The organism is Chromobacterium sinusclupearum, assembly GCF_002902845.1.
Lineage (GTDB): Bacteria > Pseudomonadota > Gammaproteobacteria > Burkholderiales > Chromobacteriaceae > Chromobacterium > Chromobacterium sinusclupearum.
The window spans coordinates 33,830-57,465 of record NZ_PPTF01000019.1 but is presented as its reverse complement, the minus strand read 5'-3'; the positions used below and the strand labels follow the sequence as shown (position 1 = coordinate 57,465).

22 protein-coding genes are annotated in these 23,636 nt (G+C 59.1%); 11 read left to right on the top strand and 11 right to left on the bottom strand.

What is annotated here, in order from left to right; genetic code table 11:
• Nucleotides 1–52: 52 nt before the first annotated feature.
• Complete coding sequence (locus tag C2134_RS05500) at nt 53–1,138, bottom strand: HBL/NHE enterotoxin family protein (RefSeq protein ID WP_199179880.1); 1,086 nt, start codon at nt 1,136–1,138, stop codon at nt 53–55.
• A 23-nt stretch (nt 1,139–1,161) separates the two neighbouring features.
• Complete coding sequence (locus tag C2134_RS05495; protein ID WP_103318194.1) at nt 1,162–2,280, bottom strand: hypothetical protein; 1,119 nt, start codon at nt 2,278–2,280, stop codon at nt 1,162–1,164.
• Nucleotides 2,281–2,569: 289 nt separating this feature from the next.
• On the opposite strand from C2134_RS05495, the gene blaCRP reads away from it, so the two are divergent.
• Together blaCRP and C2134_RS22150 are read left to right on the top strand one after the other, a co-directional pair.
• Nucleotides 2,570–3,451: a CRP family carbapenem-hydrolyzing class A beta-lactamase gene (gene blaCRP, locus C2134_RS05490; RefSeq protein WP_103318192.1), complete on the top strand. Its 882-nt coding sequence runs from the start codon at nt 2,570–2,572 to the stop codon at nt 3,449–3,451.
• 117 nt (nt 3,452–3,568) lie between these two features.
• Nucleotides 3,569–3,826, top strand: coding sequence for a double zinc ribbon domain-containing protein (locus C2134_RS22150; RefSeq protein ID WP_103318190.1), 258 nt, complete (start codon nt 3,569–3,571; stop codon nt 3,824–3,826).
• A gap of 8 nt (nt 3,827–3,834) precedes the next feature.
• Here the strand turns inward: C2134_RS22150 and C2134_RS05480 are convergent, their stop codons facing one another.
• From C2134_RS05480 to C2134_RS05460, 5 genes are all read right to left on the bottom strand, one after another.
• Complete coding sequence (locus tag C2134_RS05480; protein ID WP_233196370.1) at nt 3,835–4,308, bottom strand: lectin; 474 nt, start codon at nt 4,306–4,308, stop codon at nt 3,835–3,837.
• Between the two features lie 346 nt (nt 4,309–4,654).
• Nucleotides 4,655–5,896 (bottom strand): ABC transporter substrate-binding protein, encoded by a 1,242-nt coding sequence (locus C2134_RS05475; protein WP_103318189.1) that lies wholly within the window; start codon nt 5,894–5,896, stop codon nt 4,655–4,657.
• Between the two features lie 306 nt (nt 5,897–6,202).
• Nucleotides 6,203–6,475, bottom strand: a complete 273-nt coding sequence (locus C2134_RS05470; protein WP_199179879.1) for a helix-turn-helix domain-containing protein — start codon at nt 6,473–6,475, stop codon at nt 6,203–6,205.
• 4 nt (nt 6,476–6,479) lie between these two features.
• The gene (locus C2134_RS05465) at nt 6,480–6,794 is read right to left on the bottom strand and encodes a transcriptional regulator (protein ID WP_103318185.1); all 315 of its coding nucleotides are present in this window, start codon (nt 6,792–6,794) and stop codon (nt 6,480–6,482) included.
• A 142-nt stretch (nt 6,795–6,936) separates the two neighbouring features.
• Nucleotides 6,937–7,353: a DUF1484 domain-containing protein gene (locus C2134_RS05460; RefSeq protein ID WP_103318183.1), complete on the bottom strand. Its 417-nt coding sequence runs from the start codon at nt 7,351–7,353 to the stop codon at nt 6,937–6,939.
• A gap of 270 nt (nt 7,354–7,623) precedes the next feature.
• Between C2134_RS05460 and C2134_RS05455 the strand changes: the two genes are divergently transcribed.
• Nucleotides 7,624–7,887 carry a helix-turn-helix domain-containing protein gene (locus C2134_RS05455; RefSeq protein WP_046155361.1) on the top strand — a complete coding sequence of 88 codons (264 nt, stop codon included), beginning with the start codon at nt 7,624–7,626 and terminating at the stop codon, nt 7,885–7,887.
• A 1,400-nt stretch (nt 7,888–9,287) separates the two neighbouring features.
• Here the strand turns inward: C2134_RS05455 and C2134_RS05450 are convergent.
• The 4 genes from C2134_RS05450 to C2134_RS05435 form a co-directional block, all read right to left on the bottom strand.
• Complete coding sequence (locus C2134_RS05450) at nt 9,288–10,379, bottom strand: acyltransferase family protein (RefSeq protein WP_158248704.1); 1,092 nt, start codon at nt 10,377–10,379, stop codon at nt 9,288–9,290.
• Between the two features lie 502 nt (nt 10,380–10,881).
• Nucleotides 10,882–12,390, bottom strand: a complete 1,509-nt coding sequence (gene lysS / locus C2134_RS05445) for a lysine--tRNA ligase (RefSeq protein WP_103318180.1) — start codon at nt 12,388–12,390, stop codon at nt 10,882–10,884.
• A gap of 89 nt (nt 12,391–12,479) precedes the next feature.
• Nucleotides 12,480–13,587 (bottom strand): peptide chain release factor 2 gene (prfB, locus tag C2134_RS05440; protein ID WP_103318178.1). Its coding sequence is split into 2 segments (ribosomal slippage): nt 12,480–13,502 and nt 13,504–13,587, totalling 1,107 coding nucleotides; the frame shifts between segments, so codons are not numbered across the junction.
• Between the two features lie 111 nt (nt 13,588–13,698).
• A complete protein-coding gene (locus C2134_RS05435) occupies nt 13,699–14,679 on the bottom strand; it encodes a malate dehydrogenase (RefSeq protein ID WP_103318177.1) in 981 nt (326 codons plus the stop codon).
• A gap of 198 nt (nt 14,680–14,877) precedes the next feature.
• Here C2134_RS05435 and C2134_RS05430 point away from each other — a divergent pair, with 198 nt between their 5' ends.
• The 8 genes from C2134_RS05430 (at nt 14,878) to C2134_RS05395 (ending at nt 23,612) form a co-directional block, all read left to right on the top strand.
• Complete coding sequence (locus C2134_RS05430) at nt 14,878–15,615, top strand: GntR family transcriptional regulator (protein ID WP_103318175.1); 738 nt, start codon at nt 14,878–14,880, stop codon at nt 15,613–15,615.
• A gap of 221 nt (nt 15,616–15,836) precedes the next feature.
• Nucleotides 15,837–16,214: a succinate dehydrogenase, cytochrome b556 subunit gene (gene sdhC, locus C2134_RS05425; protein WP_043624903.1), complete on the top strand. Its 378-nt coding sequence runs from the start codon at nt 15,837–15,839 to the stop codon at nt 16,212–16,214.
• Nucleotides 16,208–16,552 carry a succinate dehydrogenase, hydrophobic membrane anchor protein gene (sdhD, locus tag C2134_RS05420; RefSeq protein WP_103318173.1) on the top strand — a complete coding sequence of 115 codons (345 nt, stop codon included), beginning with the start codon at nt 16,208–16,210 and terminating at the stop codon, nt 16,550–16,552. Before sdhC ends, sdhD begins: the two co-directional genes overlap by 7 nt.
• Nucleotides 16,552–18,327, top strand: coding sequence for a succinate dehydrogenase flavoprotein subunit (gene sdhA, locus C2134_RS05415; protein ID WP_103318171.1), 1,776 nt, complete (start codon nt 16,552–16,554; stop codon nt 18,325–18,327). Before sdhD ends, sdhA begins: the two co-directional genes overlap by 1 nt.
• A 13-nt stretch (nt 18,328–18,340) precedes the next feature.
• On the top strand, nt 18,341–19,051 hold the full coding sequence (locus tag C2134_RS05410) for a succinate dehydrogenase iron-sulfur subunit (protein WP_043624897.1): 711 nt from the start codon (nt 18,341–18,343) through the stop codon (nt 19,049–19,051).
• Nucleotides 19,048–19,296 (top strand): FAD assembly factor SdhE, encoded by a 249-nt coding sequence (locus C2134_RS05405; protein ID WP_043624895.1) that lies wholly within the window; start codon nt 19,048–19,050, stop codon nt 19,294–19,296. The genes C2134_RS05410 and C2134_RS05405 overlap by 4 nt, the downstream gene beginning before the upstream one ends.
• 52 nt (nt 19,297–19,348) lie before the next feature.
• Nucleotides 19,349–20,638, top strand: a complete 1,290-nt coding sequence (gltA, locus tag C2134_RS05400; RefSeq protein ID WP_103318169.1) for a citrate synthase — start codon at nt 19,349–19,351, stop codon at nt 20,636–20,638.
• 145 nt (nt 20,639–20,783) lie between these two features.
• The gene (locus C2134_RS05395; protein WP_103318167.1) at nt 20,784–23,612 is read left to right on the top strand and encodes a 2-oxoglutarate dehydrogenase E1 component; all 2,829 of its coding nucleotides are present in this window, start codon (nt 20,784–20,786) and stop codon (nt 23,610–23,612) included.
• Nucleotides 23,613–23,636: the final 24 nt, after the last annotated feature.

Below are 23,636 nucleotides of genomic sequence, written 5' to 3'. Positions count from 1 at the left end.
TGGGGTTCTCCAGATGAGAAAACAGCCGGGACGGGCCCGGCTGCGAGGGGACTTAGGCGGCGGCCAGCGCGCCGATGTAGTCGGAGATAGTGGTGGTTTTGGGCACCGGCAGCGGGGAGATGCCGGCCATCTGGCTCTTGATGGTGCTCACGTCGGTCAGGACGGTCTTCACCGTGGTGTTGGCTGCGGTCAGCCACAGCTGGCGCAGCGCATCCGGGCTGGTGATGCCCTTGTCGATGTCGGTGATCAGGCTGCCCAGGTCAGCCGTGAGCGCATCCCAGGCGTTGCTCATCTGGGTGGCGGCCGTCACGGCGTTTTGCGCTTGCACCTGCAGGCCCTGGTAGCCGTTGCCTATCTGGGTCGCGGTGAGGACTTCGCTCTTCAGGCTGCTTTGCTTCTGGTACAGGTCCTGACGGGTGTTCAAGGAGTTGTGCAGCACGATGGCGCCAGCCGTGATGCCGCCGGCCCCAGCCACCATCATCGCCACGCCGCCTATCACCACCGGGGTGGAGGTGCCGGCAGTGACAAAGTCCGCCACGGCGCCCACGGCAGTGACGAAGGCGCCGCCAATCACCAGCAGGCCGCCTGCCACGATGCCGGCGATGGCTCCGGTGATGGCCGAATTGATCTGGTCGATTTCCTTGTTCAGTTGCGCCAGCACGCCGTTATCGCCCTGTACCTTGGTGTTGAGATTGGCAACGATGCTCATGAAGGCCTGGGAGTCGACGATCAGGTTGTCGTTGAGCTTGATGATGACCAGACGGGTGGTGTTGGACAAAGCCTGGTATGACTGGGCCTGGTCGCGCAGGGCGGCCAGGGTATTGAGCCATTCCGCCTTGCTGGTGCCGGGAGGCAGCACGGTCGGGATGGCATTTTGCAGCGCGTAGTAATTGCCGATATTGGCGATGTTGGTGATGATCTGCGGCTGGATTTGCGTCAGGTATTGATCGGCATGGCCTTTGGCCGTGGCCAGACCGGCATTGATCTGTTCCTGGTTGTCTTTCAGGTTGGGAAACTGGCTGAAATCCACCGGCACCTGTTGCTTCACGCTGTTGCAGTAAGTCTGGATTTGCAGCGATTGCGAAGATTGGCCGGCCATGCCTTGGCCCATGTCGACGGGAAGGTTCTCTCGAATCATGTTGGTTCTCCTTGGATAAAGGGTCAAGCAAGCGGAAGCGAGCCGTTGCCGGCGTAGCTTTCCTTGATGTCGGCCACCTGGCCGGCCAGCAATTGCCATTCGGTATTGCACAGCGAGACATTGCGGCGGATGCGCGCCAGATCGTCGTCCGGGTTGAGGTTTTGCCAGGCGAAGGCGGACTTGCGGAAAGCGCCGGCGATTTGTCCCCAGGATTGGGGCAACAGGACGACTTTTTGCTGCGTATTGCGATAGGCTTCAACAAACAACTGGGTTTGCGCCTGCACCGACTTGGCGACGGTGATCATCGCATTGGCCTGCGCCAGCGCCTGGTAGGCGGTGGCAAGCTTGTCATTATTGCTGCGCAGGTCCTTGGCGGCCTGGCTGGAGCCGGCAATGCCGCCGGTCAGGGCGGTGATGCCGGATACCATGTATTCCACCTGGTCGCCGGGTTTGCTTGCCGCAGGTTTGCCGTCTTTGCCTTTCTCTTCTTTCAGGGTCAGGCTGGACAAAATAGCCAGGCCCAGCTCGCGCACGCCGGCGCCGGCCTTTTCGCCCTGGTCCACAATGGCCTGGATATTGGCGGCAATGGCCTGGATCAGCGCGTCGATGTCCTTGTTCAGCTGTTTGGCTTCGTCGGACAAGCTATTGATCAATTGAACGATGGATTGGTCATAAGACGCCATCAGCTGGTTCAGGCTATCCACCGTCACCTGGTACTGGGTGTTGGTTGCCTTGGCGCCCACTTGGTAGTCCTCGGCCAGATCGGCCAAGCCGTTGAGTTGCTGGGCATAAGTTTGACGCAGCGCGTAGAGCTGTTGATCGTCGGCGGACAAACCATTGTTGAAGGCGCTGACCAGGGCCGCAAAGTTGGAGGCGTAGGTGATCAGATTGATCAGGCCGGACAGATTTTTTTGCTGGAAATATTGAGCCTGGTGGTTCATCTGCCCCTGGTAGGCGGCTATTTTGATGGCCAGTCCGCTGTCAATGCCGGTGCCGGCCAGGGCTTGCTGCTGCCGCAGCAGATTGCCGTAGGACTCGGTCAGCAGGGCGTTGTTGCTGCTGCTCAGCACGGCAATCAGCATGTCCTGATCGCCAAGATCAATCGATTGGGAGGCGTCCCCTTGTGTGATGGTTTTGAGCATGATGGCTCCCTGAGAGTGAAGTGGGCCGCTCCGGGCTGGCGGCCCCATCACACTAGGGAAAAATCGGGCTGAAGGCATTTGGCCGTTTGGACCGTTTAGAGACTGGCTTCTCTGCCTATACTCCAAGGTCGCCATCGCCATGACTGTATCGAGTGCCCACGGCTGCGGCAAGTCCGGACATGCGGAGAGGCAAGAACAAGTCTGTTACGGCAGTTACACTTTCATGGGGTGAAAGCGGTTTGTTGTGGGGCCAGAATCCTACTTCCACCTTCAAGAAGGAGTGTTCCTGATGAGACTGTCCCGCCGCCTCGTTTTGCTGTCTTGCCTGCTATTGCCGCAGGCAGGCTTTTCCGCAGCCATGCCTGCCAATCTTCCCGAGCAGAAAATAGCCAGGCTAGAGCGCGATTTCGGCGGCCAGATCGGGGTGTATGCGCTGGATACCGGCTCAGGCGCCACCGTGAGTTACCGCGCGGACGAGCGCTTCCCGCTGTGCAGCTCGTTCAAGGGTTTTCTGGCTGCTTCCGCGCTGGCGCATAGCCAGAGTAAACCTGGCTTTCTGGATCAAACTCTCCATTACGGCAAGGAGGACCTGATCGTCTGGTCCCCCATCTCGGAAAAGCACCAGGCCAGCGGCATGACGGTAGCCGGCCTGTGCGCGGCCACGGTGCAGTACAGCGATAATGCCGCCGCCAATGTCTTAATGAAGCAACTGGATGGCCCGGCCGGACTGACGGCCTTCATGCGTTCCATCGGCGACAGCACTTTCCGCCTGGAGCGTTGGGAGCCGGAGCTGAACACCGCCATACCCGGCGACGCACGCGATACCTCCACCCCGCGCGCTGTGGCGGAAAGCCTGCAAAAACTGACCCTAGGCACGGCGCTGGCGGCGCCGCAGCGTCAGCAGCTGGTGGATTGGCTCAAGGGGAACACTACCGGCAACCAGCGCATTCGCGCCGCCGTGCCGGCCGGCTGGTCGGTGGGCGACAAAACCGGCACCTGCGGCGTGTACGGCACGGCCAATGATTACGCGGTGATCTGGCCCACTGGCCGCGCGCCCATCGTGATGGCGGTTTATACCCGCGCGTCCAAGAAAGACATCAAGCACAGCGATGCCGTCATCGCGGATGCGGCCAAGGCCGCGCTGGAAGCGCTAGGGGTGATGACGCGGTAAGGCGAGGCGACCAGCAGGGCAGGCTTTGAACGCATCAAACTGCCAAACGGAGCTTGACCCTGTAGCCGCTACAGGCTGTGAAATGCGCCCAGGCTTCAATCAACAAGGAGATGAGCAATGGGGCATTTTGGCAAATGGTTTGGCCGCCGCCACGGACATCACGAATCCACACACCATGATCGCCAAGCGTCGGCGGGGTCTCCGCCATCCCTGGCCTTGCAGGGCTGTCCCTCTTGCCGCCAGGGCAACGCAGCGCATGCGCGGTTTTGCCAGCATTGCGGCATCAGTCTGCAGCCGCCGCCTTGCGGTCAGTGTGGGCAAGAGGCCGGACCCGGCGCAAGGTTCTGCGCGCAGTGCGGCGCCGGCCTGGGCTGAGCGGTTCTTTACGCGCGCCAAATGAATTGCTGGTTGGCGCCGCCATGACAGTCCCAAAGCAGCAAGCGCGTGCCGTTGCGGCTGTTGCCGCCTTCCGCATCCAGGCAGCGCTTATTCAGCTTGCTGCGCAGCTGGCCGTTGGCCCATTCCCATTGCTGGTTTCTGCCGTTGTGGCAGGTATAGGCGATGACGCGCGCGCCGCGGCGCGGGTCGGCGCCTGCCACGTCCAGGCTGCCGGACTTGAGCTGGCCATTGTCCAGCCGGAAGCGCTGGTTCTCCCTGCCGTGGCAGTCCCATAGTTGCAACGGCGCGTTGGCGTTGGCGCCGCCGGCAAGGTCCAGGCAGCGGCCGCCAGCATGCGCGGCTGCTGCTCTTGCTCGCGTTGCTTCTTGCTCTGCTTGTTGGCGTAGTAACCGGCGGCGGCGACGGTGCCGACTACGGCGGTGCCAATCAAGACGTCTTTGGCGGTAATGTTGCTGCAGCCGCCGCTTGCCAGTGCCGCCCCCAAAATGATGATCACGGATGTTTTCATATGAACTGATTTATTTTTTAGGTGCGGCAGTGTAAGACCCGGCATGACAAGCGTCCGCCACGCTGTTTGGCGTTTGTGTAACCGTGTTTGACTGACTGGCTGCGATGGGAAAGGCATGAGTTGCGCGGAGCCAATCAGGCTGAGGCTTGGCTGCGAGTAAATGGCACTTACAATCGGGAGCGAGCATGCCGCGGCGATGCTGGGCGTCATTGTCAAAGCACCCAGTTTGCTCAAGCGAGGGGGCTGACGCTTTGCGGCAGGGCTTGGCCGCCGTGTGCGAAGACGTTAGCCGCGGATCATGGCTTGCCGCTTAACGGGCCGTAATCGCGATTGCGCTCGGCCTCCAGCTTGCGCTGAGCCTCCATGGCGCTGAGCTGGCCGTAGGCAAACTCACGCAAGATCGGCATGGCGCGGGCGGCAAATTCGGCATGGCTGTCGCGGTCAAAAAATTGGGAAAACCCGCCGGCGTGATTGAGCAGCGTCCGGCCCTGCCGTAAAAACGGCGCGTTTGCCACCGGCGCGTCCTGCCGGGCTGGCAAAAGCCCGGTGGCGCTGGCCAGTGCTGCCTGAACCGCTGGCGTGGCAAAAAAGCGCAGGAATTGCTCCGCCTCTTGGCGATGGGCCGCCTTGGCCGTCATCACCAGCACATCGGCGGGCGCTTCTTCATAGGTGCTCTCTGCGGCGGCAATCTTTGGAAAGGCGATCATGCCGATTTCATTGATTTTCCGGCTGGGCAGCTGCCCGGTCCAGAAGCTGCCCATCAACATCATGCCGGCGCGCTGGTTATAGAGCATGGGCAGCGACGCGCGCCAATCCAGCGCGGCGCTGTCACTGTCATAGCAATGGTGATCACGCAGTTGTTGCCAGGCGGCGAACACCTGGGCGAGCTGCGGCCGCAGCCAGGACAGCTTGCCTTGCAATAATTGCTGATGGAACTCCAGGCCATTCATCCGCAAGTCCAGATAGTCAAACCAGCCGGCCAATGGCCATAAATCCTTGGCGGCAATGGTAATGGGCGCCACGCCCGCGGCCCGCAATCTGTCACAACTGGCCAGCAGCTCGGCAAAGGTGGTGGGCGGCGCAACGCCAGCCTTGGCCAGCGCCAGTTTGTTGTAATAAATGGCCCAAGGGTAATAGCTGAGCGGCACGCCATACGGTTTGCCCTCAACCGTCACCAAGCGCAGCAGGGCCGGCGGCATGTGCTGCTGCCAGTCGTTGGCCTGGCCGGGCCTGTCCAGCATGGCCAACTGGCCTTTTTGCACGGCGTCGGTCAGCGCCACGCCGCCAAACATAAACAGCACATCGGGCGGGCTGGCGCTGCTCAGCATGGCTGGCAGCTCCCGCTTGTACTGCTCATTTTCGACCACACGCAGCGTGAGTTTGATGGCCGGATGGGCCGCTGAAAATTGCTGGGCGGCATTGTGGAAGGCCAGATACTGCTGAGGATTGACCGATAACACCACGGCAGTCAGCTCCGCAGCCCATGCCGATTGCCCAAGCAGGCCAGACAGGACGAGGCAGAGGGCGAATAGGCGCATGGGCGTAGCTCACAGATTGCCGGCCGCGTGGACAAGGGCTGGAGCGGCCTGATGGACGGTTTGCTTCACTATAGGCCAGCAAGGCAAAGGGATGCCGCGCAGGGGCGATCCGCCATGGCTGTGGCACCCGCTGTATGGACGATGATTGAGTGACGGTGCGCGCTGAAGGAGAAGAGGACGCGTCGTATTCGTTCCACGGCTTGTGTCCAGAGGCTCCAGCAATTCTTTGATGCGGCAGTATGGAGGAAGCCGTCGTCTTGCTCACAAGTAGACAGTCGAGCGACTGTAAGTTCGAATGTTGGGGACTTATGCAGTTTTCAGATTTCGCAGAATTTCTGGATGTTGTTCAGCGACTTTTAGCAGCGTTTTTGCCGCGCCGGTAGGCTGCCGCCTATTTTGCTCCCAGTCTTGCAGGGTGCGAGTGCTGACACCCAGGAGGCCAGCAAACGCGGCCTGTGACAGGCCCACCTTGGCGCGAGTGGCGGCTATGGGCGAAATCTCCACTTTAGTGACGCGGGCGGCTTCGCCGGCTTTCATTTCCTTGACCGACTGCAGCAAGTCAGCCTGGAATTGTTCCATTTCCTTATCCACGCTCCACCTCTTCACGTAGCTGCTTGAGGAATGCCGCGGGCAAGTTGTCGAACTTGGCCTTGGTATAGGCAATCAGCAAGTAAATTTGCCCATCTTCAAGCAAATTGTAGTAAATCACCCGGACACCACCGCGCTTGCCTATACCTGAGCGGGACCAACGCACCTTGCGCAAACCACCCGCTCCGGGGATAACGGTTCCCGCAAGGGCGTTGTTGGCAAGCCATTCAATAAAGACCAAACGTTCAGTGGTGGACCAGATTTCATCAGCACAACGCTTGAAGACTGCTGTCTCAATGACGGTGTACATACCATTATTATACGGCATTGCCGTATATCGGCAATGCTCATGAGTGAGAAGGCGCCAGCCTGCCATCAAAAGTGGCTAAGGTGGCAAGGGTTTGGCAAAACAGCCAGTCCGCTGCTCCGGGCTGGCTTTTATGGAACGCGGCTTATAACACGCGGGTGAGCAGCGTCAGCGACTCGCCCATGCGTTTGTCCAGCGGCTCCAGCAATTCTTTGATGCGGCTGGATGGCAGGCGCACGTCGTCGCCTAGGCAAGCGAGCAAATCGATCACGGATTGCAAAACCAATTGGCCATGGGCGAGGTGGCAGATGGACTCCACCACCGCCTGTTCGATGTCGTGGCACAAATGCGCCACGCGCGCGGCCGGTTCTCTGACCTTGGCTTGATCCTTGCCGGCCAATTGCTCTTGCAAGGCGGCAAAGGCTTCATGCAGCCGGGTCATGGCCAGCAGGCTGGGCGGATGCGTGGGGACTTGATTGTGCAGTAGCCAACGGCTGCGGGCGGGGTGACGGTTTTTCAGTGAAACGGCAAGGTGAGACGAACTGCGGGTGATGCTAGGCATGGCAAAACCCTCATTTTGATTGGGCGCTGTCGCCGATTGGCTGATGTAGCGCTGGATACGATCTTGACGGAACGATCAGGCTTGGTTGTTGTGAATTACGGGATGGGAATTTTCTGCATAAGCACCTCCATGTGTGGCTGTCAAAGCAGCGCATAGCACATAATGAGTGTCATGAAGATATCAATAACAATCAAAAAGACACTTATAGTTATCATTTTGCAAATCATACCGCGTGGCTTGAGCACTAGCAAGCGCTGATGCTATCGGGGTATGGAAAACACAACGAAACCCTTAACCGCCCGCGCGGTTTTCGCCCGCAACCTGCGCATTGCCAGACGCCTGCACGACGTGTCGCAGGAGGCATTGGCCTTGCAGGCGGGGATGAGCAGAACCTATGTTTCGGAGATCGAACGCGGCGAGCGCAATGTCTCCATCGACAACATGGGCGCACTGGCTGACGCCTTGGGCGTGGCGCTGAGAGACTTGGTGGACCCGGAAATGTTTGGCGGCTTGCTGGACAAGGCGAGCAAGTAGCGGGCGGTCTGCCCGTGATGTGCTTTTGGGAATCCGCTGCGCGGATGATGATTTGGATTGCCGGGGCTGCCCGGCGGCAGGGAGGGGATATTTGCTTGGCCAAATATCCCCTCCACCCCTAAAGGCCACCCTGCAAGCCTGGCCTTCGGCTTCCCGCCGGTTCCCGTCATGCCCGAGGCGCGGCTGAACACGTCCCGCGCTAACGTCGCGGGACTTAGACATGCAGCCGCTTAAGACCTCGGGCCTGCCACCCGGCGGCAGGCTTGAAGGGGGAGGGGCGCATCGCTAACGTGCCAGTTTTTGTGAGCGCTTGGCTGTGTTGGGGCATGTAATGGAGCTTGTTTAATCGGTTGTAGAGCCGAACCGACTTGTCCCTATCCCATCAGCGCAAGCCGACTCCGAAGCCCTTTCCAAGATTTTAAGCCGCCGCCCGTTTGAGCGGGGCGACGTTAGCGCCCCGCGAGTTCGGCGGCGCCTTGGAAAGGGCTTTGGAGGCGGGGTTTCGCAGCGCTGTTGGGGCGCCTTTTCTTTCGTCCATTTCTTTTGGCGAGGCAAAAGAAATGGACCCGTCCAGCCGGACGGAACCGGCATTTAATTATTTGTCCCCGGAGTGGACACAAAACCAATCGGTATTGCGCGGTAAACGTTGGGCTTTGCTTGGCTCAGCCCAACCTACGGTCCTATAAAGTCTCAGACTACCTCAGCAAAAAATTTTGAAAATATTTGGTAGTGAGAAAGCCGTGGATGTATGGTGGCAATATCAAAGAGTAGAGATTATATGAATATTTCACGTGTCTGAGGTGGGTTATATTGACTTTTTATGTGTTGAGATGATAGAATAATAATTGGATGGGAGAAACTCATCCAAAAAAGCCCTTGATGCTCTCTAAGCCTCGAGGGCTTTTGTATTCCATAAATACAATAGGAGAAAAAATGGAAAATACCATATGTTGTTGATTATAAAGTAGAAGATATAATTTATTCATGCACAGTTAAAATAAACCCTAAGTGGCACGATTACTGTATTGAAGTTGGTATTGTTGAGGAGATCGCAAAAATCCTAGATCCTGACAATGTCTCCCCAGGTTTGATTTGTCGGAAAACTAAAAGTGGTTGGACATTGTTTCCTCATAATGAGGTGCTTGCCGCTATAGGTGTAAAGCTGAATTGGGCTAAATTTTGGCGTGATTTTGATCATAAATTCCAAGCCGTTTTGCCTGCTTAGTAGCTGCTCGGCATGATGTGAAAAGCCACCCCGTCGGATGGCTTTAATTCTACGCCAAAATGTGAAGAAGAAAATATATCACCCTCCAATAGCGCCGGGTGTAGTTGAATTGTCGGTTCGTTCAAGCAGTTTTTAAGGCGAGAAATAAATGTTATTTTTGAAGTGAATTCTGCACTTAGTGATTAGCCTTGGTTGCAAGAATTGTCTGGTTCTGTATCTTGTTGGAAATGTAGTTTTTTAAGAATGATTCAGCTTTCTTTTCGTAAAAAATGTAGATGAAAATTGAAGCTAAGGTGGCGACGCTTAAGCAAAGTATGAAAAATGGGAGATAAGATAAATTATATTTTTGGGTCAGGCGTTCAAGTATATTAATCAATGGTTGATGGATTAAATAAAAGGCGAACGATGCATTGCCAAGAAGGGTTAAATATTTTGTTGAGAATAGCCGGTAGGATGGAGTATCTTCTGTCAAATTTGCATAGAAGAATAGGGAAACAAATGGAATAAAGTACAGAGATAGTCTGAATGGCTCCGGTATTTGATTTGCAAAGTACATGGAGGTAATAAGAAGAATATATGAAGCACTGGTTACCCAGTGTGGCAATCTATAACCAGTTTTCCATAGTTGGAAAATTAACATGCCAGCTATGAATTCTAAAATTCTAAAACCCGGGAAGATGTAAAATAGCCAATGAGCCAAAGTGTTTCCACCAAATAGTTTCAGTCCAGAGAGTTGTGTGGTGAAAAATAAGGCAGAAGTCAGTATGGTTAAAAGAAGAGCAAGAAAAATTTTAACCAGATTCTTGGTGTTAAGAAAAACAAGTGGGAAAAAACAAAAATAAAAAAACATCTCATTCGACAAAGACCAAGATGGTGCGTTGAAGGAGAAATAATAGCTGGAGCTCGGTATCCAGCTCTGTAGGTAGCTAAGATTTACTATTGCTTTGAAAATATTTATATCTGCTTTGTAAGTGGCGAGTAGGATAAATGGCAAAGCAGTTAAGAAATGCAAGGGTGTGAGTCTGGCAAGTCTTAGTAATATATATTTGAAACAGCTTAAGCTTTTATCTAATATTCTTTCTTTGTATGAGTGGGAAAGAACGAAACCGGAAAGTAGGAAAAAAAATGAGACCCCCACATAGCCAGATTCAAAAATTTTCACCAAGATTTCGCTGCTGCCACTCCACTTGAGATGTGAAAGAAAAACCAATAAGGCAGCAAAGTAGCGAAGCCCTGTTAGTTGATTCAATTTGTTTGCTATTTTCATATATACTCTTCTGCGGTGGTATGGCTGAGAATTATATACGGCTTGATGTGAATTGTTTAAAAAATCAATCAGATTCCGTAGTTGCATTCGCTAGCAAAGTAATTGTCACCGTGCAAAGAATCAATTGCTACTAGAGCACGGATTTTTTCGTCAGTCTCTGAAAGAGAGGCTGAGTATTTGATATGAAAAACGAAATCGAAAACTCATAATGATGTTTTTTTACATGTGAAAATTCTACCATTTTTAATGAGGTTTTATTATTTAATACATTGAAAGTTAGTGTTGAAAAATCGCTCGGATTGGTTTTTATTCTTCTAGGCTGTGATTGACGAGTTTTGTAAATTTTTCAAAATTGGAGTTTTCATTGTGGATGAAATTAGTCAGCTTGTTGAGCATGACTTTCTGGTAATGCCATGGGATACTTAAAATGGCGGCATAAATTTTGCATAGAAGAAGCCACTCATAGAAATAAGTGGCTTTTAAGTCAAATTAATACTAGATTTTATTCCATTCTCATATGTGGGAATAGTATCACATCACGAATAGACGGCGCATCCGTCAACAACATCACCAAACGGTCGATGCCGATGCCGCAACCGCCGGTCGGCGGCAGGCCGTATTCCATCGCGCGGATGTAGTCGGCGTCGTAGTGCATTGCCTCGTCGTCGCCGGCGTCCTTCTGGGCGACTTGCGCCTGGAAGCGCGCGGCCTGGTCTTCCGGATCGTTCAACTCCGAGTAGCCGTTGGCGTGCTCGCGGCCCACGATGAACAGCTCGAAACGCTCGGTCAGGCCCGGCTGGGTGTCGGAGCCGCGCGCCAGCGGGGACACTTCCACCGGGTAGTCGATGATGAAGGTCGGGTTCCACAGCAGGGATTCCGCGCATTCCTCGAACAACGCCAGCTGCAGACTGCCCAGGCCCGGGGCCGGGGGCAGTTTGCCGCCCAGGCGCTTGATCTCGCTGGCCACCCAGGCCGCGTCGGACAGCTGGGCGTCGGTGTATTGCGGGTTGTAGTGCTTGATCGCGCCCACGATGGTGAAGCGGTCAAACGGCTTGCCCAGGTCCACTTCCTTGCCTTGGTAGGTGACGGTGGTGGAGCCGCAGGAGACCAGCGCGCACTCGCGGATGATGGTTTCGGTCATGTCCATCATGCGCTGGTAGTCGCTGTACGCTTCGTAGAACTCGATCATGGTGAACTCGGGGTTGTGGCGCGTGCTCATCCCCTCGTTGCGGAAGTTGCGGTTGATCTCGAACACGCGTTCCAGGCCGCCCACCACCAGGCGCTTCAGGTACAGCTCCGGGGCGATGCGCAGGTAGAGCGGCATGTCCAGGGCGTTGTGGTGGGTGACAAACGGCTTGGCCGACGCGCCGCCCGGAATCGGGTGCATCATCGGGGTTTCCACTTCCAGGTAGCCTTCGCCCACCATCACGTCGCGCACCTTCTGGATGATCTTGGAGCGCTTGATGAAGGTTTCGCGGCTTTCCTCGCTCATGATCAGGTCGGCGTAGCGCTGGCGGTACTTTTGCTCCTGGTCGGTCATGCCGTGGAATTTTTCCGGCAGCGGACGGATGTTCTTGGACAGCAGGCGCACTTCCGTGGCTTGCACGGTCAGTTCGCCGGTCTTGGTTTTGAACAGCAGGCCCTTGACGGCGATGATGTCGCCCATGTCCCAGCGCTTGAAGTCGGCGTAGACGTCTTCGCCCACGTTGTCGCGGGAGATGAAGGCCTGGATGCGGCCGCTGACGTCCTGCATGGTGGCGAAGCTGGCTTTGCCCATCACACGTTTAAGCATCATGCGGCCGGCGACGGCGACTTCGATTTTTTCGGCTTCCAGCGCTTCGGCTTCTTTATCGGCGTGGTCGTCCTGCAGCGGTTTGGCGAAGTGGCTGCGTTTGAAGTCGTTGGGGTAGGCGATGCCTTTTTCGCGGATCGCCTTCAGTTTCAGGCGGCGTTCCGCCATGATCTGGTTTTCGTCTTGGCTTTGCGCCTGTGCTTGTTCGTGATCAGACATGATGACTCCGTGCCGGGTTGGGGTCCTTCGGCAAAATACACTTTATAAAAAACGGCAAAAACCGGCCGCATGCGGCCGGTCTATGGCGATTACACGCCCTGTTTCAGGCTGGCTTCGATGAAGCCGTCCAGGTCGCCATCCATGACGCCCTTGATGTTGCCCACTTCGTAACTGGTGCGCAAATCCTTGATGCGGGACTGGTCGAACACGTAGGAGCGGATCTGGTGGCCCCAGCCCACGTCGGTTTTGGTGTCTTCCAGCGCCTGCTTGGCTTCGTTGCGCTTTTTCAGTTCCAGCTCGTACAGCTTGGCGCGCAGCATCTGCCAGGCTTCGTCGCGGTTGCGGTGCTGGGAACGGTCGTTCTGGCACTGCACGACGATGCCGGTGGGGATGTGCGTCAAACGCACGGCCGAGTCGGTTTTGTTGATGTGCTGGCCGCCGGCGCCGGAGGCGCGGTAGGTGTCGGTGCGCACGTCGGCCGGGTTGATGTCGATCTCGAAGCTGTCGTCCACTTCCGGGTAGACAAACACGGACGAAAACGAGGTGTGGCGACGGGCGTTGGAGTCGAACGGCGACACGCGCACCAGGCGGTGCACGCCCACTTCGGTGCGCAGCAGGCCAAAGGCGTATTCGCCTTCGATCTTCAGCGTGGCGCTGGTGATGCCGGCCACTTCGCCTTCGGACACCTCCAGCACGTCCACCTTGAAGCCCTTGCGTTCGGCGTAGCGGGTGTACATGCGCAGCAGCATGCCGGCCCAGTCCTGGGCTTCGGTGCCGCCGGCGCCGGCCTGGATGTCGATGAAGCAGTTGGCCGGGTCCATCGGGTCGTGGAACATGCGGCGGAATTCCATCTTCGCCACTTTTTCCTCCACGCCGACCAGATCTTCCTGCACGGCGAGGATGGTGTCGTCGTCTTCCTCGCTCTTGCCCATTTCAAACAGTTCGCGGCTGTCCGCGATGGTGGCGTTGATGCTGTCCAGCACCAGCACCACGTCTTCCAGTTGCTTGCGCTCGCGGCCCAGATCCTGCGCCTTTTTCGGGTCGTTCCAGATATCCGGGTCTTCGGTCAGGCGGCTGACTTCTTCCAGACGGTCTTTTTTACCGTCGTAGTCAAAGATACCCCCGAATATCGGCGGCGCGGGCGGCCAGGTCTTCGATTTTGGCCGCAATTTGGTTCAAAACTTCAACTTCAATCATGCTTTCGCTCCAAATGGCAGTCTGTATTAGTAAATTCAAATGTGAATTTCTGGTTTGACCAAAGACAAAAAGCGCACCGAGTGGTGCGCTTCTCTTCAGTCAGGCCGGGAATTAGCCAAACAGGTGAGCGATGGCTGCGCGCTCTTCTTCCAGTTCGGCCAGGGTCAGGTCCATCCGCTCGCGGCTGAACGCGTCGATTTCCAGGCCTTCAACACGTTTGTATTCGCCATTTTCGCATACTACCGGCACGCCGTACATCACGCCTTCCGGAATGCCGTAGGAGCCGTCGGACGGCACGCCCATGGTCACCCACTTGCCATTGCTGCCCAGCACCCAGTCGTGGATGTGGTCGATGGCGGCGTTGGCGGCGGAGGCTGCGGAGGACAGGCCGCGCGCTTCAATGATGGCGGCGCCGCGCTTGCCCACGGTGGGCAGGAATACGTCGCGGTTCCAGGCTTCATCGTTGATCATGGCCTTGACCGATTGGCCATCGATGGTGGCGAAGCGGTAGTCGGCGTACATGGTGGGGGAGTGGTTGCCCCACACGGCCAGCTTTTCAATCGACGACACCGGCTTGCCGGTCTTGGCGGCAATCTGCGACAGGGCGCGATTGTGGTCAAGACGCAACATGGCGGTAAAGTTTTTCGGGTCCAGGTCCGGCGCGGACTTCATGGCGATCCAGGCATTGGTGTTGGCCGGGTTGCCCACTACCAGCACCTTGACGTCGCGGGCGGCGTGGTCGTTCAGCGCCTTGCCCTGCACGGTGAAGATGGCGCCGTTGGCTTCCAGCAGGTCCTTGCGCTCCATGCCCTTGCTGCGCGGGCGGGCGCCCACCAGCAGAGCGACCTTGACGTCCTTGAAGGCCACGTTCGGGTCGTCGGTGGCTACCATGCCGGCCAACAGCGGGAAGGCACAGTCTTCCAGCTCCATCATCACGCCTTTCAGCGCGGTTTGGGCCTGCGGCAGGTCCAGCAGGTGCAGAATGACCGGTTGATCCTTGCCCAGCATCTCACCACTGGCAATGCGGAACAGCAGGCTGTAGCCGATCTGGCCGGCAGCGCCGGTAACGGCAACGCGAACGGGGGCTTTCATTGGCGGACTCTCCTTTGACGTATCCGATAATGAGCTGCAGATGTTGCTCTGCAGTATAGATGTGGCCAGAGTGTATCACGGCTGTTTATCGATTTGGACTAATCAGACAAGAATATGGCGTCAAACAGTCGTTTGAGTCTTATGTCTTATATAAGACATGCCTTTACGCTTGATTTGTTTGGTGTTAAAACACAGACCATGACAGTCAATGCGCTGAAAAGACAGCCGCTTTATGCCCAGGTCAAGCTGCTGCTGCTGCAGCGGATAGGCGCCGGGGAGTGGCAGACGCACGATGCGCTGCCCAGCGAATGGGAGCTGGCCGACGAGCTGGGGGCCAGCCAGGGCACGGTAAGAAAGGCATTGTCTGAGCTGGTGGACGCCGGTTTGCTGTATCGCCAGCAGGGGCGGGGCACCTATGTGGCGCCGGTGCCGGGCGACTGGGGCGATGACGCCAGGCTGGTGACGCCGGGCTTGTTCACGGAGCAGCCGGACGAGCTGGCGCGGGAGTTTCTGGGGCTGTCGCGGCTGAATGCCAGCGAAGATATCGCAGAGGCCTTGCAGTTGCGCCGTTTGGCGCCTTTATTGAGGATTCGTCAGCTGTGGCGTCGCCATGGCTCGCCGGTGGCGCTGGACGATGTGCTGCTGCCGGCGGAAGTGTTTGAAGGCATGGACGCGCGCTGGCTGCGCGGCTCGGCCGGCGTGTACGGCACCTTGCAGCAGCGCTTCGGCGTGCGCTTGAAGATTGTCAGCGAGCAGTTTCGCGCGGAAATGCTGCCGCGCGAGGAGGCCAGCCTGCTCGGCGTGACGGGCATGGTGGCCGACGTGCCGGCGCTGTGCCTGCTGCGCTTGTCGGCAGACATGGACGGCCGGCCCCTGGAGTGGCGGCAGCGTTACTGCCTGACGCACCAGCTGGCTTATACAGTGAAGCACGGCTGAGGCGCCGGCGCTTTGATTTGGATTAAACGGCGAGCGGGCAGCGTCCTAAGCCGACATTTGTTAGAATCCCCCGCGCATATTGCAAACGCATGCTTTGCAATATGCCAGGTAAGGGCAGGCATCGGACCAGAGATAAAGGTTTGAGTCTGCCTGGCGGCGCGTCCGGGTGGGCGCGGCGTTTGATAACCCACTTGGTCACAAAAACATCCAAGGAAAGCCTTATGCAGAAGCAAAGACCGAAGCATCTGGACTTGGCCAGGATCAGACTGCCCGTGCCGGGCTTCGTCTCCATCCTGCACCGGGTCAGTGGTGTGGCGTTGTTCTTTTCCCTCCCGCTGTTGATCTATCTGCTGCACGGTTCGCTCAGCTCCGCCGAGTCGTTTGAAACCTACCGCGCCGTAGTCTCCCACCCGCTGATGAAACTGGTATTGCTGGGCCTGATCTGGGCGTACATGCACCACTTCTGCGCCGGCATCCGTTTTCTGTTCCTTGACGTTCACAAGGGTCTCGAGCTGGAGACCGCCCGCGCCACCGCGAAAACCGTGCTGGCCGTCAGCCTGCTGCTGACGCTGGTTCTGGGAGGCATCGCTCTATGGTAAACCGCATTGTTGTCGGCGCCGGCTACGGCCTGCGCGATTGGGTGATGCAGCGCGTCACCGCCGTGATCATGGTGATCTACACCGTGGCGATGGCGCTGTTCCTGCTGTCGCTGCCGTCCGGTTTTGACAGCTGGAAAGAATTGTTCAGCCATACCTGGGTGCAGTTGTTCACCCAGGTTTCGCTGCTGGCGCTGTTCCTGCACGTATGGGTAGGCATCCGCGACGTATGGATGGACTACGTGAAGCCGGTGGGCATCCGCCTGGCGCTGCACGTGTTCACCATCGTCTGGCTGGTTTCCTGTTTCATCTATTCCGTTAAAGTGGTTTGGGGGCTGTAATGGGTATCGCCATTCGTCATTTTGATGCAGTTGTCGTGGGCGCTGGCGGCGCAGGGATGCGCGCCGCGCTGCAACTGTCGGAAGCCGGCCTGAAAACCGCCGTGCTGTCCAAGGTATTCCCGACCCGTTCCCACACCGTGGCCGCCCAGGGCGGCGTGTCCGCCTCGCTCGGCAACTCCGAGCCGGACAACTGGCACTGGCACATGTACGACACCGTGAAGGGTTCGGACTGGCTGGGCGACCAGGACGCCATCGAATTCATGTGCCGCGAGGCGCCGAAGGTGGTGGTGGAGCTGGAACACTTCGGCATGCCGTTCGACCGCAACCCGGACGGCACCATTTACCAGCGTCCGTTCGGCGGCCATATGTCGGAATTCGGCGAAGGCAAGCCGGTGCGCCGCGCCTGCGCCGCCGCCGACCGTACCGGCCACGCCATGCTGCACGCGCTGTATCAGCGCAATGTGCGCGCCAACACCCACTTCTTCGTGGAATGGATGGCGCTGGACCTGATCCGCGACGCCGAAGGCCGCGTGCAGGGCGTAGTGGCCATGGAAATGGAAACCTCCGAGATCGTAGTGTTCCAGGCCAAGGCCACCTTGTTCGCCACCGGCGGCGCCGGCCGCATCTTCGCGTCGTCCACCAATGCCTTCATCAATACCGGCGACGGCCTGGGCATGGCCGCCCGCGCCGGCATCCCGCTGGAAGACATGGAGTTCTGGCAGTTCCACCCGACCGGCGTGGCCGGCGCGGGCGTGCTGATCACCGAAGGCGTGCGCGGCGAAGGCGGCATTCTGCGCAACAGCTCCGGCGAGCGCTTCATGGAGCGTTACGCGCCGAACGCCAAGGATTTGGCTTCCCGCGACGTGGTGTCGCGCGCCATGGTGTCCGAGATCAACGAAGGCCGCGGCTGCGGTCCGAACAAGGATCACGTCTTGCTGGACATTACCCACCTCGACCCCGAGGTGATCATGTCCAAGCTGCCGGGCATTCGCGAAATCTCCATCAAGTTCGCCGGCGTGGACCCGATCAAGGCCCCGATCCCGGTGGTGCCGACCTGCCACTACCAGATGGGCGGCATCCCCACCAACTACCACGGCGAAGTGGTGGTGCACGGCGAGCCGGTGCATGGCTTCTACGCCGCCGGCGAAGTGGCCTGCGCCTCGGTGCACGGCGCCAACCGCCTGGGCACCAACTCGCTGCTGGACTTGCTGGTATTCGGCAAGAGCTCGGCCAACTCGATGATCGACTTCATCAAGAAGCAGCCGGAAGACCTGCCGGAATTGGCGATGGCCGACGTGGAGCGCTCCGTCGCCCGCGTGGCGCGCCTGGACGGTCAAACCAACGGCGTGCAGGTGCATGAGGCGCGCGCCGAGATGCAGCGCGTGATGCAGGCGCACTGCGGCGTGTTCCGCTTCAAGGACATGCTGGCCGAAGGCGTGGACAAGATTCTGGAAGTGGAAAAGATGGTGGCGAAGACCGAGATCGGCGACAAGTCGAAGGTATTCAACACCGCCCGCATCGAGGCGCTGGAGCTGGAAAACCTGATCGAAGTGGCCAAGTCCACCATGATCAGCGCCAATGCCCGCACCGAGAGCCGCGGCGCCCACGTGCGCGACGACGCGCCGGACACCCCGGAAACCCCGAACGGCCGCGACGACAAGAACTGGCTCAAGCACACCCTGTGGTTCCGCGACGGCAACCGTCTGGAATACAAGCCGGTGAACCTGCAGCCGCTGACTGTCGAAACGATCAAGTTGAAGGCCCGCTCCTACTAAGGGTTGAACAGAGATGACTACCGAAACTGTCAAATTCAGCATCTACCGCTACGATCCGGACAAGGATGCCAAGCCGTACATGCAGGAGATCAGCATCGACATGGACGCCACCGAGCACAAGCTCCTGGACGCCCTGGTCAAGCTGAAAACCAAGGACGACACGCTGTCCTTCCGCCGCTCCTGTCGCGAAGGCGTCTGCGGCTCCGACGCCATGAACATCAACGGCAAGAACGGTCTGGCTTGCCTGACCGACTTCCGCACGCTGAAGCAGCCGATCGAGCTGCGTCCGCTGCCGGGCCTGCCGGTGGTGCGCGACCTGATCGTGGACATGGCGCAGTTCTTCAAGCAGTACCACTCGATCAAGCCGTACGTGATCAACGACACGCCGCCGCCGGAACGCGAGCGCCGCCAGTCGCCGGAAGATCGCAAGGAGCTGGACGGCCTGTACGAGTGCATCCTGTGCGCGTGCTGCTCCACGTCCTGCCCGTCGTTCTGGTGGAACCCGGACAAGTTCGTCGGCCCGGCCGGCCTCTTGGCCGCCTACCGCTTCATCGCGGACACCCGCGACGAAGCCACTAACGAGCGTCTGGACAATCTGGAAGACCCGTACCGTCTGTTCCGCTGCCACACCATCATGAACTGCGTCGATGTCTGCCCCAAGGGTCTGAACCCGACCAAGGCCATCGGCAAGATCAAGGACCTGATGGTTAGGCGCGCGGTATGACCGGATACGATCCGATCGAACTGAAACGGATCCGCTGGCGTTCGCGCCGGGGCCTGCTCGAACTCGACCTGGTGCTGGAGAAATTCTTCGCCGGCCCGTTCGAGCGGCTGTCCCCGGCCGAGATCGACGCCTACCGGAGCCTGCTTGATCTGCCTGACACTGACTTCCTGGATGTCGTAAACGGCAAGGCCGATCTCGACGATCCGGAACAAATGGCCATTGTCGCGATCCTGCGATCGCTGTGACGGCCGCCACGACCACACTAACAACAACGAAATAACGACTGGGAGTATTGCTGTGGAAACGAATCGCAAAGTAACGCTCAGCTACAACGAGGGTAAGGAAACGCTGGACCTGCCGGTCCTCGAGGGCACCCTGGGTCCGGACGTTGTCGACATCCGCGCCTTTGGCAAGACCGGCATGTTCACGTTTGACCCCGGCTTCCTGGCTACCGCCAGCTGCGAATCCAAGATCACCTTCATCGACGGCGATCTGGGCCAGCTGTACTACCGTGGCTACCCGATCGAACAACTGGCGGAGAAGAGCGACTATCTCGAAGTCTGCTATCTGCTGCTGAACGGCGAACTGCCGACCACCGCCCAGCGCAAGGAATTCGAACGCGGCGTGATGCGCCACAACATGCTGCACGACCAGCTGATGAGCCTGTTCAAGGGTTTCCGCCGCGACGCGCACCCGATGGCCGTGATGGTGGGCGTGGTGGGCGCGCTGTCCGCCTTCTACCATGACTCGCTGGACATCTCCAATCCGGAACACCGCCGCATCTCGGCCCACCGCCTGATCGCCAAGCTGCCGACCATCGCCGCCCAGGCTTACCGCTACAACAAGGGCCTGCCGTTCTCGTATCCGAAGAATGGCCTGACCTACGCGGAAAACTTCCTGCACATGATGTTCTCCACCCCGTGCGAAGAGTACAAGGTGAACCCGGTGCTGGCTCGCGCGCTGGACCGCATCTTCACCCTGCACGCCGACCACGAGCAGAACGCCTCCACCTCCACCGTGCGTCTGGCCGGCTCCTCCGGCGCCAACCCGTTCGCCTGCATCGCGGCCGGCATCGCCTGCCTGTGGGGCCCGTCCCACGGCGGCGCCAACGAAGCCGTGCTGAAGATGCTGGACGAGATCGGTTCCGTGGATAACGTGGCCGACTTCATGCAGGGCGTGAAGGACAAGCGCTACAAGCTGATGGGCTTCGGCCACCGCGTGTACAAGAACATGGACCCGCGCGCCGCCATCATGAAGCACACCTGCGACGAAGTGCTGAAGGAACTGGGCCTGCAGGACAGCCCGAAGTTCAAGCTGGCGATGGAGCTGGAAAAGATCGCGCTGTCCGACCCGTACTTCATCGAGCGCAAGCTGTATCCGAACGTGGATTTCTACTCCGGCATCGTGCTGTCCGCCATCGGCATCCCGGTTTCCATGTTCACCCCGATCTTCGCGCTGGCCCGCACCGTGGGCTGGATCGCGCACTGGAACGAAATGATCGGCGATCCGGGCATGAAGATCGGCCGTCCGCGCCAGCTGTACACCGGCGCCGAGCGTCGCGATTTCGTGGACATCGCCAAGCGCTGATTTGAAGAAGCAGGGTTGGTTGAAGCGGGGGCTTCGACCAGCCCTTTTTTGAGCCGCTGAAGGCTCTCAGAGCGCTGCGGCAAGACCGTCTTGCCATAGCGCTTTGCGCAAATGCTGCAACATCCAGACAAAGGGTAGCCAGACCATGATGCAATCCATGTACAGCCATTCCTACCTGTTCGGCGGGAATGCCCCGTTCATCGAGGAGCTGTACGAACAGTACCTCGCTGACGCCACGTCCGTGCCGCACGAGTGGCGCGATTACTTCGACAAGCTGGCGCAAGCGCCGGGCGCCGCCGAGCGCGACGTGCCGCACCTGCCGATCCAGGAGTCGTTCATCCAGCTGGCCAAGAAGCCCTTGACCGGCCAGCGCACCGCCGCCGCCACCGACTGGGAGGCGATGCAGAAGCAAGTGGGCGTGCTGAAGCTGATCTCGGCCTACCGCGTGCTGGGTTCGCGCCAGGCCAATCTGGACCCGCTGAAGCGGATGGACCAGGCCATCGTGCGCGAACTGGACCCGGCCACCCACGGCCTGACCGACGCCGACATGGCGGTGCAGTTCAACGCCGGTTCGCTGGTGGGCGCGCAGAAGCTGCCGCTGTCCGACATCCTGTCCCGCCTGAAGCAGACCTACTGCGGCAATATCGGCGTGGAGTACATGCACATCACCCAGTCCGACGAGAAGCACTGGGTGCAAAAGCGCTTCGAGGGCGATCTGTCCACCCCGCGCTACGACGCGGCCAAGAAGCAGCGCATCCTGAAGCAGATCACCGCGGCCGAGACGCTGGAGCGTTATCTGCATACCAAGTATGTCGGCCAGAAGCGCTTCTCGCTGGAAGGCGGCGAATCCACCATCGCCGCGCTGGACCACCTGATCCAGAACGCCACCGAACAGGGCGTGCAGGAACTGATCATCGGCATGGCCCACCGCGGCCGCCTGAACGTGCTGGTCAACACCCTGGGCAAGCAGCCGCGCGACCTGTTCGCCGAATTCGAAGGCAAGGCCGCCCAGCAGATGGCTTCCGGCGACGTGAAGTACCACATGGGCTTCTCGTCCGACATCCCGACCGCCAACGGACCGATGCACGTGTCGCTGGCGTTCAACCCCTCGCACCTGGAAATCGTCAACCCGGTGGTGGAAGGCTCGGTGCGCGCGCGCCAGCAGCGCCGCAAGGACAATGAGCGCAAGACCGTGGTGCCGGTGCTGATTCACGGCGACTCCGCCTTCGGCGGTCTGGGCGTCAACCAGGGCACCTTCAACCTGTCGCAGACCCGCGGCTACGGCACCGGCGGCACCATCCACATCGTCATCAACAACCAGGTGGGCTTCACCACTTCGGACACCCGCGACATCCGCTCCACGATGTACTGTACCGACGTGGCCAAGATGATCGAGGCGCCTATCCTGCACGTGAACGGCGACGATCCGGAAGCCGTGTGCTACGTGATGCAGGCCGCGCTGGACTACCGCATGACCTTCAAGAAGGACGTGGTCATCGATCTGGTGTGCTACCGCAAGCTCGGCCACAACGAGGGCGACGACCCGTTCCTGACCCAGCCGATGATGTACAAGAAGATCGCCAAGCATCAAGGCGTGCGCGCCATGTATGCCGAGCGTCTGGTGCAGGAAGGCGTGCTGAAGGCCGAGGAAGCCGACGCGCTGATCCAGGCCTACCGCGACGCGCTGGACAAGGGCGAACACGTGGAGCAGACCACGCTGTCCAATTACAAGCGCGAGCACGCGCTGGACTTCAGCCAGTACCTGGGCACCCACTGGGCGCATCCGACCGACACCTCCTTGCCGCTGGCCGACATCCAGCGCCTGACCGACAAGTTCACCACGCTGCCGGACGGCTTCAAGCTGCACCCGACGGTGCAGAAGGTGCTGGCCGCCCGCAAGGCGATGGCCGCAGGCGAGCAGAACGTGGACTGGGGCATGGCCGAGACGCTGGCCTACGCCTCCCTGGTGACCAACGGCTTCGGCGTGCGCATCTCCGGCGAAGACTCCGGCCGCGGCACCTTCAGCCACCGCCACGCCGTGCTGCACGACCAGAACCGCGAACGCTGGGACCAGGGCGCCTATGTGCCGCTGCGCAATATGTCCGACAACCAGGGCGACTTCCTGGTGATCGACTCCATCCTGAACGAAGAAGCGGTGCTGGCCTACGAGTACGGCTACGCCTGCTCCGCGCCGGATCAGCTGGTGATCTGGGAAGCGCAGTTCGGCGACTTCGCCAACGGCGCCCAGGTAGCCATCGACCAGTTCATCTCCTCCGGCGAGACCAAGTGGGGCCGTCTGTGCGGCCTGACCACCATCCTGCCGCACGGCTACGACGGCCAGGGCCCGGAACACTCGTCCGCCCGCGTCGAGCGTTGGCTGCAGCTGTGCGCCGAGCACAATATGCAGGTGGTGATGCCGTCCGAAGCCGCGCAGATGTTCCACATGCTGCGCCGCCAGGTGCTGCGTCCGTACCGCAAGCCGCTGGTGATCTTCCTGTCCAAGCGCCTGCTGCGCTTCAAGGACTCCATGAGCCCGATCGAAGACCTGACCACCGGCAGCTTCCGCCCGGTGATTGGCGATGCCGTGGCCAAGGATCCGAAGAAGGTCAAGCGCGTGGTGCTGTGCGCCGGCCAGGTGTACTACGACCTCGCCGCCGGCCGCAAGGAACGCGGGCTGGAAGACGAAGTGGCCATCGTGCGCATCGAGCAGCTGTATCCGTTCCCGACCGAGCAGGTGGCCGCCGAACTGGCGCGCTTCACCCAGGCCAAGGAAGTGATGTGGGTGCAGGAAGAGCCGCGCAACCAGGGCGCCTGGTACCAGATCCGCCATCGCCTGGAAGGCCTGCTGAACGCCAAGCAGCAGCTGTCGTTCGCCGGCCGTCCGTCGTCCGCCTCGCCGGCCGTAGGTTATATGAGCAAGCACGTCGCCCAGTTGAAGGCCTTCGTCGAAGAAGCGATGACGGTTTCCCGCTGAGCCAATGAGAGAAAAGGGGCGGCA